We start from the raw sequence: 18,289 nt of genomic DNA, 5'->3' as shown, positions 1-18,289 counted from the left end.
TATAAAGTATAATTAAGAAAAAGATAAAAAATTTAGGTAGGACTGTAGGCTTTTATAGCCGTGTGTATACCCGAAAAAAGTTAAAGTTTAATAGTTTTTTATAAAAACTACGGTTGTCCCAAAAGGGATACCACAAAACAACAGTAGATTTCCCAGTTGAAGAGGCAAACAAAAGCGTGGGTCAGTATCAACCTGCTCAGCTAAAGCGCTACAATCCAGAAGCGATCGCTCGTCACTATCGTTACCGCCCCTGGTCAGCATGGGGACGCTTGCTGAGAATTATCTGGTCTTTTGCTGGATTCATTTTGAGTTTAAAGTGGGATGAATGGCAAAATCAAGTTGAGCAGAATCGGGGAAAGCGAGCTACCCAGTTGCGACAACTACTCACCAATCTAGGCCCCACTTTTATTAAAGTTGGTCAAGCCCTCTCTACCCGGCCTGACTTAATCCGCAAAGATTTCTTAGAAGAGTTGGTCAAATTGCAAGATCAACTACCGCCTTTCGATAATGCGATCGCCTATGCAATTATCGAAAAAGAACTTGATTGCCCAATATCAGCCGTTTACAGCGAATTATCTCCCAAACCAGTGGCAGCGGCTAGTTTAGGTCAAGTTTATCGTGGACGATTGATCAGCGGTGAAGAAGTCGCAGTCAAGGTACAACGCCCCAACCTCCGACCAATTCTCACCCTAGACCTTTACTTGATGCGGTGGGCTGCGGGTTGGTTAGCACCTTGGCTACCTTTGAATCTCGGCCACGATTTGACCTTAATTGTGGATGAGTTCGGCACGAAGTTATTTGAAGAAATTGACTACATCAACGAAGGCCGTAACGCCGAAAAATTTGCGAATAACTTCCGTAACGACCCGCAAGTAAAAGTTCCAGCGATTTACTGGCGTTGTACTAGCAATCGGGTGTTAACCCTGGAATGGATTAACGGCTTCAAACTTACAGATACGACAAATATTCGCGCCGCCGGGTTAGACCCAGAAGCAATTATCCAAATAGGTGTAACTTCAGGTTTACGCCAACTGCTAGAATTTGGTTTCTTCCACGCTGACCCCCACCCTGGTAATTTATTTGCCATGCCCGATGGTCGAATGGCTTACATCGACTTTGGCATGATGGATCAGTTAGAAGAAACAACCAAAGAAACTTTAGTAGATGCTTTGGTGCATCTAGTCAACAAAGACTATCTCGACTTAGCCACAGATTTCGTTAATTTAGGTTTTCTCACAGCAGACACGAATATTTGCCCAATTGTACCGGCATTAGAAACCGTATTGGGTGACGCTATTGGTAAGAACGTCAGTGATTTTAACTTCAAAACAATTACCGATGAATTTTCGGAATTGATGTATGAATATCCTTTCCGAGTTCCTGCCAAATTTGCGTTAATTATTCGTTCGTTGGTCACACAAGAAGGAATTGCCCTCAGCCTCAACCCAAATTTTAAAATTGTTGAGGTTGGCTATCCTTATATTGCGCGACGCTTACTCACTGGTGAGTCTCCTGAATTAAGACGACGATTGCTGAATGTGCTATTTAAAGATGGTAAATTCCAGTGGCAGCGTTTGGAAAATTTAATTGCGATCGCCCGTACCGATGGTAACTTTGATGTGTTACCCACAGCCCAAATGGGTTTGCAATTTCTGCTATCAGAAGAAGGTAAGTTTTTGCGGCGACAGTTAGTATTAGCGCTGACCGAAGATGACCGCCTGCATACAGAAGAAGTGCAACGCCTGTGGGATTTAGTCAAAGATGATCTCAAGCCTAATCGCTTATTAGATGCGGCGATTGGCTTGTTGACTGAGTTTTCTAGAGAAGGTGTCGCTGCTATCTTACCAAAAGCTACAGCCTTTGTTAATTCAGGAAATCCTGCTTCAGGAGTAATGCGCTGAAACGTAAATTGCGGTCATGGGTCAGGAGGTAACTTTACCTCCTGCCTTTTGAGTGGCACATTATTACAAGAAAAATTTTTTTACCTTTTAAGATAATTTGGAGTTTGCATGTACTACTTTCCGCAACAACCACCTTATTTTCTGTTAGCTATTGGGTTATTTATAGCTGTAACTTCTGGCTTTGGGTTATCAGGTACTCTCAAAGTTATTGTGCAGAAATGGCGCAAAGATAGTGCAGAAAAAGCAGCATCTAGTTTTTACTCTGGGCAATTATTAGTACCATTTTTAGGGATAACTCTCGGCGTTAGTCTCTTTCTCTATTCAGGTTTAGCAATCTTTGGTTTTCCTACTATTCTCGCCTTAGGAATTGGTTTACCACTGAGTCTTTTGACTTGCTTACTGGTATGGTTGCAATTGAGTAGTATGCTGTCTTTTGCTAAAAATAAAGGAATGCAAGCTCTTGACTTAGACTCTTTGTCCTAAACAAAATAAAACTTAGAAATAGAATCATTCAAATAACTGCTGACTGGAACTTTATTTATCTGCTCAAAATCAGATAGATAATAAGTGTTGTTAGCAGTTTTTTTATATAAAATTTAGAATTTTATCTGATGTAATTATGATATATTTCAATAGAAATACTGATACTTTTTAAATAAACATCATCCTAAAATAGGCAAATTAATTGAAAACTTAATAGTGGTTAACAAAGTTGGTTTATCCCGCAGGAAAGCTTACCAAATACACCCAAGTACCTTGCTTTAACTAACTTTACTCCCTACATCATTATATGCGTACTTCCCTAAAACAAGATTTCTGCTTTTGTATCCTTGCTTTTAAAGCTAAATATCGTCTCTTAGCAAGAGAACTCGCAGAAAATCTAGAAAAATATTCTCCAGGAACTACATTAGTAATCGGCACAGATGAACCTCAAGAATTTCAAAACTGTCCCAATGTATTTGCCTTTAAGCTGCAACAAACAGGCATTCTTCATTGCTACCATGACAAGCGGTTTGTAATTCAAGCAGCTTTAAAAAAGTTTTCCACAGTCATACAAATTGATGCAGATACAAGAATTGTTGGTAATATACCTCAACAAATTCCTCATTTAGAGGGACTGGCAGCAGGACATATAGAAAATATTGTAGAACATGCTCAGAAATATAATCCTGAACGGTTGATATATCTGCGTAAATTAGCCGACAAGCTAGATTTATCCTTAGAAGATGTTAGCTACATTGGAGAATCGTTATTTGCTGTTACCGCAGATAGCAAAAAGTCTCTAGAGTTTATTAAATATTGGGATACCATAGCTCGTTATTTGGAAATACATGGTATTCATACTGGTGAAGGAAATGCTATTGGACTCGCCGCAGCGAAAGCAGGATTAAAAGTATATAATCCCTCCTGGCTAGAGAGTATTAATTCAGTTAGAAAACATCTTGATGCTTCTGATCGCAAATTTCAACGGACTCAATGGAATATTTTGCAACGCAAATTTGCTTACCATTACCGCTTAAATAAAGCGAGAATTCTTTCTCTCAGAGACTTTAAATTTTTCTATAGCTAAACCTGATTTTATTAGCTGTAAAAATGATAATTTTTGATTAAGTTACACGTAATTTCACTGAAAATATCATCCCCCAATCAGCGAAGTCATTTTTTGGGTGGGTGATTTTTGTTCTCACAATATAAGACTGATTACATTACATTTAATATTTTAGCTTCCATTCACCATTACCTAGTAATAAGACTGAAACAAGGACAATTCTTCATATTGAATTGCTAATTAAAGATTTACCTTATAAATGGTGGCTCAGTTTTACTTATGGGAATACTGAAATTGAAGAGGCATAGCATTGCCTAGAAAATGTTGAGATACAGTTGAAAGATATGACTACAAGCTTAGATTTGGTACTCGTAATAGAAGGATATCAAGTTGTTAAACAACTCTACTTTAGTCCTAAAACGATTGTCTATCAAGCCATTCGAGCAATAGATAGACAACCTGTAATTATTAAATACTTACAACGTGATTATCCATCTTTTAATGAACTATTGCAGTTCCGAAATCAGTATACAATTACGAAAAATCTAAACTTACCGGGTATTATTCAACCCTATAGTCTTGAAACATATCTCAATAGCTATGCGCTAGTAATGGAAGATTGTGGAGGCATTGCACTTAGCGAATATACTCAAGGAAAACCCATCAAAGTAGATGAATTTCTGGCGATCGCACTTCAGTTAGCTGATATACTCAACGGACTTTATCAGCACCGAGTAATTCACAAAGATATTAAGCCAGCAAATATCATCATTCATCCAGAGACAAAACAAGTTAAATTAATTGACTTTAGTATTGCTTCTTTATTACCCAGAGAAACTCAAGAAATAAAAAATCCTCAAGTTTTAGAAGGTACTCTAGCGTACCTTTCCCCGGAACAAACTGGACGCATGAACCGAGGTATTGATTACCGCAGTGATTTCTATTCATTGGGAGTGACTTTTTTTGAATTACTTACAGGTCAACTTCCCTTCCAGTCTCATGACCCAATGGAATTGATTCACTGTCATATTGCCAAACAGCCACCATTATTAGGGAACAGAGAAGAAATTCCGCCGGTGATTTCAAATATAGTGATGAAGTTGATGGCAAAAAATGCGGAAGACCGCTATCAAAGTGCATTAGGACTGAAACATGATTTAGAACTTTGCTTAGTTGAATGCCAAAAAACCAAAGAGATAGAGTTTTTTGAATTGGGACAGCGTGATGTGTGCGATCGCTTCCTCATCCCCGAAAAACTTTATGGTCGTGAAACTGAAGTTGCAAGTCTTCGTCAAGCCTTTGACCGCATCAGTCATGGTAGTACAGAAATCATGCTAGTAGCAGGTTTCTCCGGCATTGGCAAAACAGCAGTTGTTAACGAAGTTCACAAGCCAATTGTGCGGCAACGCGGTTACTTTATCAAAGGTAAATTTGACCAATATCAGCGCAACATTCCATTTTCTGCATTTATTTTGGCATTACGAGACTTGATGGGACAATTGCTGGCAGAAACAGATAATCAACTCAAACAATGGCAAACTAAAATTCTTTCGGCTTTAGGTGAAAACGGACAGGTAATTATTGAGGTAATTCCTGAACTTGAACAGATTATTGGCAAACAACCTCCTGCTGTAGAAATTCCTGGAAGTGCAGCGCAAAATCGCTTCAATTTGCTGTTCCAGAAATTCATTCAGGTACTCACAACCCCAGAACATCCCTTAGTGATTTTTCTGGATGATTTGCAATGGGCAGACTCTGCATCGCTACAGATGATGCAAACACTGATGAGTGAAACAGAAACTGGCTATCTGTTGCTGATTGGCGCTTACCGTGATCATGAAGTCTCCCCTGCCCATCCACTGATGCTGGCACTGCACGATATTGGTAATAAGGGAGCAATAATTAACACCATTATTTTAAATCCCATCTCCTTACCCGACCTCAACCATTTAATTGCCGACACCTTCAGTTGTCCACCAGCACTAGCAGCACCTTTGACTGAGTTGGTGTATCGCAAAACTAAAGGCAATCCCTTTTTCGTCACACAATTTCTCAAGGCATTGTACGAAGAGGGATACATTACCTTTGATATTCAACGGGGTTATTGGCAAAGTGATATTGTGCAAATTCAAGCACTGACACTCACCGATGATGTTGTTGAGTTTATGGCGCGTCAGCTGCAAAAGTTACCCAGCGCTGTTCAATCAGTTTTAAAACTAGCAGCCTGCATTGGTAACTCTTTTGACTTGGCAACTCTGGCCATTGTTTATGAAAAATCTGTAGCTGAGACTGCTGTAGATTTGTGGACAGCGCTGCAAGAAGGGTTAATTTTACCAACCAGTGAAGTTTATAAGTTTTTTCAGGAGGAGTCAGGAAATAGGAAGCAAAATTTAGAGGAATTTTTTAATTTAAATTCTCACTCCTGTGCTTACAAATTTCTGCACGATCGCGTTCAACAAGCCGCCTATACTCTCATCCCAGAAGAGCAAAAACAAGCAACTCACCTCAAAATTGGGCAATTACTCCTGAATCATACAACCGTCACCCAGCAAGATGAGAAAATTTTTGAGATTGTCAATCAATTAAATATTGGCAAAAATTTGATTGCTGAGCAAACACAGCAGATTGAACTTGCCCAACTCAATCTCAAAGCCGGACGCAAAGCCAGAAACGCAACTGCATACACAGCAGCATTTGATTATTTTCTTACAGGTATTGACTTATTGCCACAACAATGCTGGCAAACAAATTATGCCCTGACTTTGGCGCTTTACGAAGCGGCTACCGAAGCTGCTTATTTAAGCGGCAATCTGGAGGAAATGACAAAATTTGCCGCCTTCACTTTAGAACAGGCTAACTCTTTGTTGGATAAGGTGAAGGTTTATGAAATCAAAATTCAAGCGGCTCAAGCTCAACATCAATTTCTACAAGCAGTGCAAATTGCCCTAGAAATTTTGGCATATTTGGGAATTAGTTTTCCTCTCCAACCCAGTCCATCGGACATTGCCCAGGCTTGTGCGGCGACAAACTCGATTTTGGCAGGCAGGCAACCATTAGATTTAATTACCTTACCCCAGATGCAGGAGCCAGAAAAGTTAGCCGCCATTAGAATTCTTAAAGGTGTATCTTCGTCTGCTTATGTTGTAGCTCCTACTCTTTTACCATTTATTACTTTGGAGCAAGTAAATTTATCAGTTCAGTATGGTAATACTTCATATTCAGCCAATGGTTACGCCTACTATGGATTAATGTTATGTGGGGTGATGGGTGAGATTGAGCGTGGGTATGAATTTGGGCAATTAGTACACAAGTTACTCATACAATTAAATGCCAAAGAAATGATCGCTAGAGCCTATGTAGGAGTTCACTGTGGTATTTGGCATTGGAAAGAACCATTGAGAAACACCTTACCTTTTCTAAGAAACGGCTATCAAAGTGGGTTAGAAACAGGAGATTTAGAATCAACTACTATTTGTGCTTTTATTTACGTCATGCACTCTTGGTTCGCTGGTAAGGAATTGAGTGATTTAAGTTGTGAGAGTGCTGCCTTTCGGGTGCAACTAACTCAACTGAAACAAGATGGACTTCTCAGCCATTTAACTATTTTTCAGCAAGCGATTTTGAATTTGATTGGCGATTCTCCTGAAGCATGGCAACTACGTGGAGATGCTTTCAATCAAGAAAAAATGCTGCCTAAAATTGAGCAAACAGGAGATCAGACAGCGCTATGCTATTTCTATATCAGTAAACTTTTACTTTGCTATTTGTTTGGTCAGTTTGAGTTAGCAAAAGCAGCGGCGATCGCTATTGAAAAATATTTAGGTGGTGCAACAGGATTATTTTTAGTGACAGTTTTCCATACCTATGATTCTCTTGCACATTTAGCTATTTATTCTCAAGCTTCTGAAGCAGAACAACAAAATATTCAGCAACGAGTTATCGCCAACCAAGAAAAGATGAAAAACTGGGCAGATCATGCCCCAGCCAACCACTTACATAAGTATTATTTAGTGGAAGCAGAACGGCAAAGAACCCTTGGTAATAAAGCTGAGGCGATTGAGTATTATGACTTAGCTATTACTTTAGCTCAAGAAAATCAATACCTGAATGAAGAAGCTATTGCTAACGAACTTGCATCTCGATTTTACTTAGCATGGGGCAAAGAAAAACTAGCTCAAGATTATTTGCTGCAAGCTTATTATGCCTATGCGCGTTGGGGAGCAAAAGCCAAAATTGAACAACTGGAACAAAATTATCCGCAACTGTTAACTCCTGTCCTGCAACAAGATAAAATCCAGTTGATGCCTAATCTGACAATTAGTGCAGTTGATCAAGCCACTTTACCTCAATTAATTCCTAGTCATTCCAAGACTTCTGCTACTACAGGTGCATCAGCCATACTTGATTTGGCAACACTTTTTAAAGCTTCCCAGACACTTTCGAGTGAAATTCATCTTGATAAATTGCTGGCGACATTACTGAATGTCTTGATTGAAAATGCAGGCGCAGATAAATGTGCATTGCTACTAATCAAAGAAGAAGAGTTATTAATTGAGGCAATTACAACAGTTGGCAAGTCATCTACAATTATGCGATCGCTACCTCTGGAAGATTCACCAGATTTGCCTATCTCATTGATTAACAGCGTTAAACGCAGCCTAAAACCTTCAATTGTGATCAACGCAACTATCTCTCCTGCATTGATGGCTGATGCTTATATTGTTCACCAACAACCCAAGAGTTTGTTTTGTACGCCGATTAATTATCAAGGTAAACTGTTGGGAATTTTGTATTTAGAGAATAGCTTGACGGCTGGAGTGTTTACTAGCGATCGCGTCGAAATCATCAATTTGCTTTGTACTCAAGCAGCGATCGCTTTAGAAAATGCCCGACTTTATCAACAAGCGCAGACTTATGCTCAACAATTAGAGCGATCGCTTGCTCAACAAAAAACCTTGTTTAATGCTGTGACTCAAATCCGAGAGTCTTTAGATTTAGAGGCTATTTTCGCTGCTGTTCCCCAAAATATTCGTCGCATTTTAAATACTGATAGAGTCGGCATATATCAGTTTCATCTCAACACAAAATACGAATATGGCGAATTTATTGCCGAAGATGTATTACCTGCTTTTCCTTCTGCCTTAGCGGTGAAAATTCAAGATCATTGCTTTGGTAAAAATTACGCCACCCTTTATAAGCAAGGACGTTTCTGTGCAATCGCCGACGTTGAATCATCAGATGTGCCGGAATGCCATCGGGCAATTTTAGCCCAATTTCAGATTAGAGCATCACTAGTTGTGCCAATTATGCAAGATGATGAACTCTGGGGTTTACTTTGTATTCATCAATGCGCTCAACCCCGCCATTGGCAAACTTCTGAGATTCAATTTGCTAAACAAATAGCAGTACAAATGGAGGTAGCACTCCAGCAGACACAGTTGCTAATTCAAACTCAAAAGCAAGCCACTCAACTAGAACAAACCCTTCAGTATCTGCAAGAAACCCAACTTCAGTTAGTCCAAAATGAAAAGATGTCAGCACTAGGAAATCTGGTTGCAGGGGTTGCTCATGAAATTAACAATCCCGTGAGCTTTATTGCTGGCAACCTAAACCCTGCTGAAAATTATGTGCAAGATTTACTTGACTTAATTGACTTATATCAAGAAAAGTTACCCAATCCAGATAGAGATGTTGAAGCTAAAATCAAAGCAATTGATTTGGAGTATTTACGAGAGGATTTACCTAAATTAATTGCCTCGATGAAATTAGGAGTCAATCGCATACATGAAATTAGTACTAGTCTCCGTACTTTTTCCAGAGCCGATCACGATTACAAAGTTCCTTTCAACTTACACGAAGGAATTGACAGTACCATCTTAATTCTCAAACATCGTTTAAAACCAAATCAAAATCGCCCAGCAATTGAGATAGTAAAAGACTACGGTGATTTACCTTTAGTAGAATGCTTTGCAGGGCAGCTAAATCAGGTATTTATGAATTTACTGGCAAATGCGATCGATGCCTTAGAAGAATCAAACACCGGACGCAGTTTTGCCAAAATCGAAGCAAACCCCAATCAAATTACAATTCAAACTCGTCTAGGCGAAGATGGGCAGTATGTTTTGATTCGGATTACAGACAATGGTGTAGGTATGACTGAGGAAGTCAAACACAAAATTTTTGATTATCTATTCACTACTAAACCAGTAGGCAAAGGAACCGGATTAGGATTGGCGATCGCTCGCCAAATTGTTGTTGAGCGACATAGAGGAACGCTCAAAGTTGATTCTGATCTCGGAAAAGGAACAGAATTTACCATAGCACTTCCTGTTGCAGTTAAGTCGTAAGGGAGGAGCAACGACAAAATAAGGTTTTCACTCCCCACTCCTACAAGGCTACCGTGTACACACAAATCGAAAATTCTCACGTTGAAACCATATCCCGCCTAGAACTAAAGTTCTAGGCTAATAGCGAAAGTCCACTTAAGTGGACTGAATTTTTCTTTGAGTCCTCTTGAGAGGACTTGCACTATGAGACTCGGAATTTATTCCGAGGCGGGACAGATGCGCTATACCAAAATTTGTGTGTACACCGTAGCTCCTACAAAGGGTTTGGGGGAGAGGTCAAAACTGCATTTTTTGTCGAACTCACATTACTTTAAAGAATTAGGAACTGTGCGTAGTGCTGTACTGTCCTATGCTGGAGATGGGTAATTTCTGTTGTGGGTGAGACTGTGTTTTTCAGCGTTGTGATACCAACTTACAATCGCCTGCCGATTTTAGAAAAGTGCCTCCGAGCCTTAGAAATGCAGGAATTGAGTGCGTCAACTACAGTAAATGGTTACGAAATTGTCTTAGTAGATGATGGTTCTACTGACGGAACCTTAGAGTGGTTGGCAACACATAAACCAGAGTTTCCCCATGTGCGATGCTTTCAGCAAGACCATGCTGGCCCGGCTGCGGCGCGGAATTTGGGGGTAGAACAGGCACTTGGTGATACCATCATCTTTATCGATAGCGATTTAGTAGTGCTGAAGAACTTTCTGCAAGCTCATGCTGACGCATTATTGCAGGGCAAAGAAAAATTAGGTAGCGATCGCTTTTTTACATACGGTGCAGTAATTAATACCTGTAACTTCGAGAATCCGACTGCTGAACCTTATAAAATTACAGATTTCTCTGCTGCTTTTTTTGCCACAGGTAATGTCGCCATTCCAAAACATTGGTTAGAAAAAGCAGGATTATTTGATACTGGGTTTCAACTTTATGGTTGGGAAGATTTGGAATTAGGCGTGAGGTTGAAAAATCTTGGATTGAAACTGATCAAATGTCCAGAAGCCGTTGGTTATCACTGGCATCCACCGTTTAATTTAGAGCAAATTCCTAACTTAATTGAAAAAGAAATTCAACGCGGACGTATGGGAGTTTTGTTTTATCAAAAGCATCCTACTTGGGAAGTGCGAATGATGATTCAAATGACATGGCTGCATCGCTTATTGTGGGGTATTCTCTCACTAAATGGGCTGCTGAATGAACGCACAATGGCTCCATTTTTAAGCTGGCTGATTAAATTAGGTAAACCCCAATTAGCTTTGGAAGTAGCCAGGATTTTTCTCAATTGGTACAACGTCAAAGGCGTGTATGAAGCTTATGCACAAGGAATTGGGGAATAGGGAGTTGGGAGTTGGGAGTGGGGAGTTGGGATAAAAACTATTATTGGACGAGGTAGGGTGTAAAGGTGTATGGGTATAGGGGTGAATGTATCCAAAACCCCTACACCCCACACCCGACACCCTTACACCCAGTCGCAACAAACAATATTTGTGCGTAATTCTATGGATGTAAAAGTCCCCGCCCATTTTCAGCAAATTCATCAATAGTTTGCGCTGAAAGTTCATGATTAGTCATTGCCTGCAACATAGCCAAGGGTAATGTAAGATGATGAGCGCCAGCTTGCAAGGATGCGACTGCTTCTTCAGGAGATTTAATACTAGCTGCCATAATTTCTGTGTTGCTTCCCTTCACAACACTTGCCATCTCGCGTACTAATGCTACTCCATCACCTAACAGTCTAGTAGCTCGATTGACATAAGCGATCACATATTTTGCCCCTGCTTCTTGAGAAACTGCGGCTTGTGCTGCACTATATATAGCTGTGACTGCACAAGGAATTTCTGGTGCTAGTTCAGCCACAACTTGAAAGCCAACCAAGCAGGCGGGAATTTTCAAGACTGTTTGCTTTCCAATTAAGTTAAAGGCGGCTCTTGCTTCTGCAACCATTTCCTCAAATTCAGATGCCATCAACTGATAAAATACTGGCCCTGTAGTTAATTGTGTCAGTTGTTTTAGTGTAGTCTCTACTGGTAATGGGCTTTTAGCTAATAATGTTGGGTTAGTAGTGATGCCTTTTACCCAACCTAATTTTTTAGCAGCTTCCGCTTCCGCTGCGATCGCTGAGTCCAAAAATAAGCTCACTGAATTTACTTTCCTTAATGTGCTATCGCTGGCATCATACCAATTTTAGCTTCTTTTATGCTGTCACCTGTCACCTGTTCCCTGTTACCTCCTATAACTTATAACCAAACCGCCGCAGTATCTCCTGACGTGCTTTTACATCCTCATCTGTTTCTACACCTTTGGGTGAAAAACCATCAATTACACCCATAATTCCTCTACCTTGCTCGGTTTCTGCCACAATTACCTGCACTGGGTTAGCTGTGGCGCAATAAATCGTGCAGACTTCAGGACAGAGCTTAATTGCATTGAGAAAGTTGATGGGATATGCCTCTTTTAACAAAATCACAAAACTGTGGCCTGCACCAACAGCTTGAGCATTTTGAGTGGCGATTTCTTGTAAAGAGCGATCGTTGCCCACGATTCTAATTAAGCATGGCCCTGATGCTTCGCAAAAGGCAATGCCAAATTTTACTTGTGGGGATGTACCCACCATAATTTCATACAAGTCTTCGACAGTTTTAATAAAGTGGGTTTGCCCCAAAATTAAGTTGCAACCCTCTGGAATTTGTAATTCTACTACTTTGAGTTCCATACTAAACCTCTTGTAACTGTGAACTCAACAATAATTCTGATGTGAATTCAATGGAACCTAACCCCAAGCCCTTCCCTAGTAGGGAAGGGGCAAAAAATCTCAAACTTAGTACGAAATAATAGGCTTTTTAAGCCTCTCCCCGCTTCGGGGAGAGGTTTGGAGAGGGGTGACTACGAATTTATCAAACTCACGTTAATTCTGATGTCACTATTTTTGTATTTTTTGCCGCATAAAACTTTAGAAGTACACATTTCCTAACTTACAAATGGTGAGTACGGAGTAGGAAGTAGGGTGTGTTATTGCGTAGCTGAATGAATTATCTCAGTTGATATTTAACAACAAGCTGCTACATCAGAGCCTCTAACTAGCGCAGCAACGCACTAGCAAAATATACAAGCAAAGGATTAACAGTCAACCATACTGTAACAGCAAATACTTTCTTTGATCGCACGTACCAGATATAGTTCAAAAAAACATATATCGCCAGCTGTATAAAACATCTACCTTAAGATACAATTAATTTCATTTGCTAAATAAAAATTCTTTAAAACCCCCAGCTACCAATCACAAGACTTCTTATCTTTCTGAGATAAAACAATCCTTTGTCTGACAACAGTGAATTTACACAACCAGTCAGCCTTAAGTATTGAAGAAGTCTGAAAAATACTGACTCTCTGCGTATTAATCCCATAGTTTTTCCTCGACACAACCACCACTTCAGAATCACAAGCTAAAGGATGAGACACTGGATCGCAAAATTAGCAATCTGTACAATATTGCTATATAATTTTTTCCTAAATAATGATTGGGCAAGTGCAAATCAACTTTCACCAACCCATGTTCAAGAATTAAACCCAATCCCAGTAGTTGAAAATTTAGCTATTGCTAATAATTTTAGTGAGACTAAAAAAGAAGAATATCGGCGAATTCGTGAAATAGTCAAAGGGATAAGTAAACAAGAAGGACTATTTACGCTTTATAGTAATGAAGAATCAGGCAAAGTTTTTTTAGAAATTAAACCCGAACAGCTAAATAAAAGTTATCTAGCGACAGTAACTTTAGAATCTGGTGTTGGGGAAAGTGGGATTTATAGTGGATTACCTTTAGCTGATTTTCTCTTTTATTTTCGGCGCGTAAATGACAATTTGCATTTTGTAATTCAGAATGTCAAATTTCGGATAAAATCAGGAGAACCAGAACAGCGATCGCTGGCTCGTTCATTTAGCGATTCGGTGTTGTATTCTGTAGCGATCGACAGTATTGATCCACGCAGTAAAAATATTCTTATTGACCTGGAAGACTTACTGATGAAAGATTTTCCAGGCTTAACTTCCTTATTAAAATACTCTCTACAGGCAGATTACCGCTTAGAAAGAAGTAAATCATATTTTGGCGATGTTAACAGCTTTCCTGAGAACGTAGAGATTGATTCAATTTATGGTTTCTCCTCACCAGAAGGCGCAAATCTAGTTACATTACCTGATAGTCGCGCTCTTAGCCTGAAGGTACATTATAGTTTCTCACAACTACCAGAAAATAACGGTTATATTCCGAGAATTGCTGATGATCGAGTCGGATATTTTATTACTGCTTTTCAGGATTTTTCTAAAGATAATATTCAAGAACCATTTGTTCGTTATATTAATCGTTGGCATTTAGAACCATCCGACCCTAACGCACCTTTATCTCCCCCAAAAAAGCCGATTGTATTTTGGATTGAAAATGCTGTTCCGCCTGTATACAGAGATGCAATTCAAGAAGGCGTTTTGATGTGGAATAAAGCATTTGCAAAAGCCGGATTTCAAAATGCCATTGAAGTGCGACAAATGCCAGATGATGCTGAATGGCATCCCGCAGATGTGCGCTACAACACTATTCGCTGGTTCAATTCTTTAGATGCAGGTTTTGCTAGAGGGCCAATGCGTGTTAATCCACTCACTGGCGAAATATTAGATGCAGATATTATTGTTGATGCTAATATGGTGCGCTCAATTGGGCAAGAATATCATGCACTGATAGGGGCTTCGTCATTGTGTCAGGCAGGAGGTGGGGGGCAGAGGGGCAGAGGGGCAGAGGGGCAGAGGAGTAGTCGTGATAAAATTAGCCTTCTACCCCACACCCCTACACCCTTATACCCTTACACCCACTTTCAGGACACTGAAAATTGCTATGGTGCAGAATCTACAGAACAAGTTGCTATGGGGGCATTAGCATTATCACTGCTCCAAAATACTAAACCTAATAGTGAAACAATGAAGGAGTATGTTCATCAATACTTGCGTTCTGTAATTGCCCACGAGGTTGGACACACTCTGGGTTTGCGGCACAATTTTCATGGCAGCACGATGTTAGCGCCGCAAGAATTAAATAACACTGAAATCACCCATACCAAAGGTTTAGCAGGTTCGGTGATGGATTATTTACCTGTGAATATTGCCCCTCAGGGAGTGCAGCAAGGTGAGTATTTTCCTAGTGTGGTTGGGCCTTACGATGAATGGGCAATTCAATATGGTTACAAAAAACTTCCTGATGCAGCAGATGAAATAGTTACGCCGGAAGCAGAGAAAAGTTTTTTAGAAGCAATTGCTTTAGCATCGCCGCAACCAGAATTGTCTTACGCCACTGATGAAGATATCCGCGACATCAACCCACTAGCAAATCTGTGGGATATGAGTAGCGATGTACTGGTTTATTCCCAATGGCAAATGGATAACGCCCGCATGATGTGGCAACGTCTTGACGAAGGTGATTTACCAAGGGGAGAAAGCTATAGTAGCTTACGCGTTTTATTCAATAGAGTGCTGAGATATTATTTTCGCAATGCCAGCTTACTTTCTCAATATATTGGTGGGCAATCATTTCGGCGGCTTCATGCTGGTGATGATAATTCTTGGGCTTTTGTACCTGTTTCGCTAACACAACAACGTCAGGCATTAGCAAAACTGCAAGAGTATGTCTTTGCTGAAGATGCTTTTAGTTTTTCACCGCAATTGCTAAATCAACTTGCACCTTCGCGCTGGCAACATTGGGGTAGTCCGATACTTCACAGTCGGCTTGATTATCCTATTCATGATCGCATTCTCCGTTTTCAGAGTGCCATATTACGATCGCTTTTAGATAGCGATCGCCTCAATCGTCTCCGAGATGTAGAATTAAAAACTCAACCTGGCCAAGCACTTTCTCTGCCAGAGTTATTTGACACCCTGCAAACAGGCATTTGGACAGAAGTTTTAACTTCAGAACAACCAAAATCAATTTCTAGCATTCGCCGTTCATTACAACGAGAACATCTCAATATCTTGCTAGAAATGATTTTGAATACTAATGATCAACTAGAAGATGGCCGAACATTGGCTTGGTACCAATTACGCCAACTGCAAAAGGCAATTAATACCAAGCTGCAACAATTCGGCACAGCATTAGATATTTACACAGTAGCCCATTTAGAATTTGCAGGCGATCGCATCACCAAAGCGTTAAACGCACAGTTGGTTTCTCGGTAGAGGCAGAACTAAAAGTAGAAGTAGTGGGTCAAGTGGCATGGTCATAGCCAATCATGCTTAAAGAGAGAGACAATAAAAGAGGACGAACTCAAGTCGGTATGTCCGAGTTAAAAAATGACCCGTCCTCAGAAAGAACCACTACGAGACTTAACGCCTCAAGAAAAAGAAAGATTAACACAATTGAGCCGTTCGGCTAGTCAACCAGCCAGCCAAGTCATGAGAGCAAAAATCCTTCTAGCGGTAGCATCAGGAAAAAGTTATACCGGTGCTGCCCATACAGTGGGAAGACGTTCGGGAGACGCGGTAGCAAAGCTGGTAGCTCGTTTCAATGGAGAAGGCTTAGCAGCCGTAGCTCCACGTCATGGAGGTGGGCCAGCGGAAATTTATGGGTCAGTCGAACGAGCGAAGATCTTAGAAACAAGACAAAGAGTGCCACAAGTAAGCAGTGAAGGAACTAACCATTGGAGTTTGAGTTCATTGCAGCGATATCTGCGCTCTCAAGGGGGAATGCCTCACATTAGTACTTATACACTGCGACAAGTATTGTACGCTGAGGGCTGGAGTTGGCAAAAAGACCGTAGTTGGTATTGCACTGGGCAGGCAGAAAGGAAGCGGAAATCGGGACGTGTGATTGTCACTGACCCGGATGCCGCAGCAAAAAAGTCCTGATTGAGAAAGCTTACCGTCTGGGGGAAACAATGGGACTAGCTGTTTGGTGTTGTGATGAAGCTGGCCCATTAGCTACTGGGCCTTATCCAACATCAAGTTGGCAACCAGTAGGGCATCCTGCTCATCGTTCACCCAATTATATCCCCAATGGCACGGCTAAGTTATTGACCCTGTTTCATCCGCGCGATGGGATTGTTAGGGTTAAAGGAGTAGAACACTGCCCCAATAATGTCTTACACAGTTGGTTAATCGAGCAACTTGAAGAAATTGTCGCTGCTCTGCCAGAAGCTCAAGCTTCAGTTACGGCGGAGCAAAACCGACAACAATGGGAACTTTGGCGTAAAAGATTAAAATATCGCTTTACTCTGCCTGATGAATTACCGCCTTTACGACTATTATTAGTCTGTGATAACTTAGCTGGGCATAAAACTCCCTCGTTTGTCTTGTGGTTGTGCGCTCATGGCATTCTACCGCTGTATACCCCTTGAGGCAGTAGCTGGTGAGCCAGCGCGTTGCGGGGGTTCCCCCCGTTGTAGCGACTGGCGAACCCGAAGGGCTTAATATGGCTGAGTCGATTCAAAGAATCCTCAAGCATCGGGCCTTGGATGGAACTCACCCTACTTGGGTGCCAGAAATTATCGACTGCTTGGAAGCGGCTGCTCGTGCCTGGAATGCCAATCCCACTCCCTTTGAATGGGGAGGTAGACGTGCAGCTCGCCGAATTCGAGAAAAACAACATCGATTGGCTGGTTCGGGGGCTTATACCCGTCGTCCGATTAAATGCATTTAGACTCTTCTTGAGCATTGGCTATGACCATGCCACTTGACCCACTACAGATACCTAGATTTTTCATAAATCAAATCGGATTCCTATAGATCTGCTATTTTAACTATTATTAGCACTTGAAATTGAAACAATTATTATTAAATAAGTAGCGCATCTTTTAAGATGCGCTACTTCTAAATTTAGAGTATCTAGATAAAGTTGCAGCTTGAAACCAAATTAAAACGGAATATCATCAGCATCGGGTTCTTCTGTGACTGGTGTATAAGTACGCTCGAAATTGCTGGGTTGATATACTGGTTCAGGTTTTGTGACTGGCGGCGCAATGCCAACATTGCTAGTCGCGGGTGCAGCTGTTGGACGTGGTGGCTCATAACTAGAAATCTCAGATTGCGAATATGTTTCTGCTGAGGATGTTGGCTGCGAGTAAGTTTCTGGAACTGATGAAGTAATAGCGAAACCTTTGCCCACAGGATGAATGCGTTGTATTGTCAGTTCGGCACGTTTTTCTTTAAAACCTTCGGGACGGCGCTCGAATGTGATCATGCCTAAACGCCCTTCAATGATCACGCGATCGCCTTGATGATAGTTTTGCTGCACATCTGTAGCTAAATTTCCCCAACTAACAACTTTCAAGGTTGCTGGTGGATCTTCTGGCCGTTGGGAATTAGAAAACTGTACTAGCATTTCTGTGACTGCTAGATTATCTGCTGTGTAGCGTAATTGTGGCTCTTGAATAATATCTGCCATTAAAACGCAACTGTTCATTGAATCCTCCTAACCTAATAATTCGTAATTCGTAATTTGTAATTATGAATTAATTTAGAAATTGTCT

At 40.7% G+C, this 18,289-nt stretch carries 13 protein-coding genes; 10 read left to right on the top strand and 3 right to left on the bottom strand.

Translation table 11 applies throughout. The features are described 5' to 3' along the window. Nucleotides 1-176: 176 nt before the first annotated feature. From ACMX3D_RS28070 to ACMX3D_RS28045, 6 genes are all read left to right on the top strand, one after another. Entirely contained in the window at nucleotides 177-1,901 is a 1,725-nt protein-coding gene (locus ACMX3D_RS28070; protein WP_482749047.1) for an ABC1 kinase family protein, read from the top strand. Between the two features lie 108 nt (nucleotides 1,902-2,009). After that, entirely contained in the window at nucleotides 2,010-2,384 is a 375-nt protein-coding gene (locus ACMX3D_RS28065; protein WP_482749046.1) for a hypothetical protein, read from the top strand. A gap of 307 nt (nucleotides 2,385-2,691) precedes the next feature. Beyond that, nucleotides 2,692-3,471 (top strand): hypothetical protein, encoded by a 780-nt coding sequence (locus ACMX3D_RS28060; protein WP_482749045.1) that lies wholly within the window; start codon nucleotides 2,692-2,694, stop codon nucleotides 3,469-3,471. 323 nt (nucleotides 3,472-3,794) lie between these two features. After that, on the top strand, nucleotides 3,795-9,797 hold the full coding sequence (locus tag ACMX3D_RS28055; RefSeq protein ID WP_482749044.1) for a trifunctional serine/threonine-protein kinase/ATP-binding protein/sensor histidine kinase: 6,003 nt from the start codon (nucleotides 3,795-3,797) through the stop codon (nucleotides 9,795-9,797). 183 nt (nucleotides 9,798-9,980) lie between these two features. Further along, nucleotides 9,981-10,163 (top strand): hypothetical protein, encoded by a 183-nt coding sequence (locus tag ACMX3D_RS28050; RefSeq protein WP_482749043.1) that lies wholly within the window; start codon nucleotides 9,981-9,983, stop codon nucleotides 10,161-10,163. Nucleotides 10,164-10,198: 35 nt separating this feature from the next. Beyond that, nucleotides 10,199-11,122: a glycosyltransferase family 2 protein gene (locus tag ACMX3D_RS28045; protein WP_482749042.1), complete on the top strand. Its 924-nt coding sequence runs from the start codon at nucleotides 10,199-10,201 to the stop codon at nucleotides 11,120-11,122. A 160-nt stretch (nucleotides 11,123-11,282) separates the two neighbouring features. Here ACMX3D_RS28045 and ACMX3D_RS28040 read toward each other — a convergent pair whose 3' ends face one another. Further along, complete coding sequence (locus ACMX3D_RS28040; protein WP_482749041.1) at nucleotides 11,283-11,924, bottom strand: transaldolase family protein; 642 nt, start codon at nucleotides 11,922-11,924, stop codon at nucleotides 11,283-11,285. Between the two features lie 91 nt (nucleotides 11,925-12,015). Continuing rightward, on the bottom strand, nucleotides 12,016-12,498 hold the full coding sequence (locus ACMX3D_RS28035; RefSeq protein WP_482749040.1) for an adenosine-specific kinase: 483 nt from the start codon (nucleotides 12,496-12,498) through the stop codon (nucleotides 12,016-12,018). A 737-nt stretch (nucleotides 12,499-13,235) separates the two neighbouring features. Here ACMX3D_RS28035 and ACMX3D_RS28030 point away from each other — a divergent pair. The 4 genes from ACMX3D_RS28030 to ACMX3D_RS28015 all read left to right on the top strand — a co-directional run bounded on the left by ACMX3D_RS28030 (nucleotide 13,236) and on the right by ACMX3D_RS28015 (nucleotide 17,460). Beyond that, nucleotides 13,236-16,001 (top strand): zinc-dependent metalloprotease, encoded by a 2,766-nt coding sequence (locus ACMX3D_RS28030; RefSeq protein WP_482749039.1) that lies wholly within the window; start codon nucleotides 13,236-13,238, stop codon nucleotides 15,999-16,001. A gap of 114 nt (nucleotides 16,002-16,115) precedes the next feature. Next, nucleotides 16,116-16,670, top strand: a complete 555-nt coding sequence (locus tag ACMX3D_RS28025; protein WP_482749038.1) for a helix-turn-helix domain-containing protein — start codon at nucleotides 16,116-16,118, stop codon at nucleotides 16,668-16,670. A 29-nt stretch (nucleotides 16,671-16,699) separates the two neighbouring features. Then, nucleotides 16,700-17,158: a transposase gene (locus ACMX3D_RS28020; protein WP_482749037.1), complete on the top strand. Its 459-nt coding sequence runs from the start codon at nucleotides 16,700-16,702 to the stop codon at nucleotides 17,156-17,158. 11 nt (nucleotides 17,159-17,169) lie between these two features. After that, the gene (locus tag ACMX3D_RS28015) at nucleotides 17,170-17,460 is read left to right on the top strand and encodes a hypothetical protein (RefSeq protein ID WP_482749036.1); all 291 of its coding nucleotides are present in this window, start codon (nucleotides 17,170-17,172) and stop codon (nucleotides 17,458-17,460) included. A gap of 213 nt (nucleotides 17,461-17,673) precedes the next feature. Here ACMX3D_RS28015 and ACMX3D_RS28010 read toward each other — a convergent pair whose 3' ends face one another. Beyond that, the gene (locus ACMX3D_RS28010) at nucleotides 17,674-18,222 is read right to left on the bottom strand and encodes a single-stranded DNA-binding protein (protein ID WP_482749035.1); all 549 of its coding nucleotides are present in this window, start codon (nucleotides 18,220-18,222) and stop codon (nucleotides 17,674-17,676) included. Between the last annotated feature and the right edge of the window lie 67 nt (nucleotides 18,223-18,289).

This window comes from Anabaena sp. TISTR 8404 (assembly GCF_056847745.1).
This window is presented reverse-complemented; position numbering and strand designations above follow the sequence as displayed.

Excerpts from the sequence above, each read along its gene's own strand:
- ACMX3D_RS28025 (WP_482749038.1), top strand. The coding sequence starts at position 16,116 with ATGACCCGTCCTCAGAAAGAACCACTACGAGACTTAACGCCTCAAGAA.
- ACMX3D_RS28010 (WP_482749035.1), bottom strand. The coding sequence starts at position 18,222 with ATGAACAGTTGCGTTTTAATGGCAGATATTATTCAAGAGCCACAATTA.
- ACMX3D_RS28030 (WP_482749039.1), top strand. The coding sequence starts at position 13,236 with ATGAGACACTGGATCGCAAAATTAGCAATCTGTACAATATTGCTATAT.
- ACMX3D_RS28065 (WP_482749046.1), top strand. The coding sequence starts at position 2,010 with ATGTACTACTTTCCGCAACAACCACCTTATTTTCTGTTAGCTATTGGG.
- ACMX3D_RS28020 (WP_482749037.1), top strand. The coding sequence starts at position 16,700 with ATGGGACTAGCTGTTTGGTGTTGTGATGAAGCTGGCCCATTAGCTACT.
- ACMX3D_RS28060 (WP_482749045.1), top strand. The coding sequence starts at position 2,692 with ATGCGTACTTCCCTAAAACAAGATTTCTGCTTTTGTATCCTTGCTTTT.
- ACMX3D_RS28050 (WP_482749043.1), top strand. The coding sequence starts at position 9,981 with ATGAGACTCGGAATTTATTCCGAGGCGGGACAGATGCGCTATACCAAA.
- ACMX3D_RS28035 (WP_482749040.1), bottom strand. The coding sequence starts at position 12,498 with ATGGAACTCAAAGTAGTAGAATTACAAATTCCAGAGGGTTGCAACTTA.
- ACMX3D_RS28055 (WP_482749044.1), top strand. The coding sequence starts at position 3,795 with ATGACTACAAGCTTAGATTTGGTACTCGTAATAGAAGGATATCAAGTT.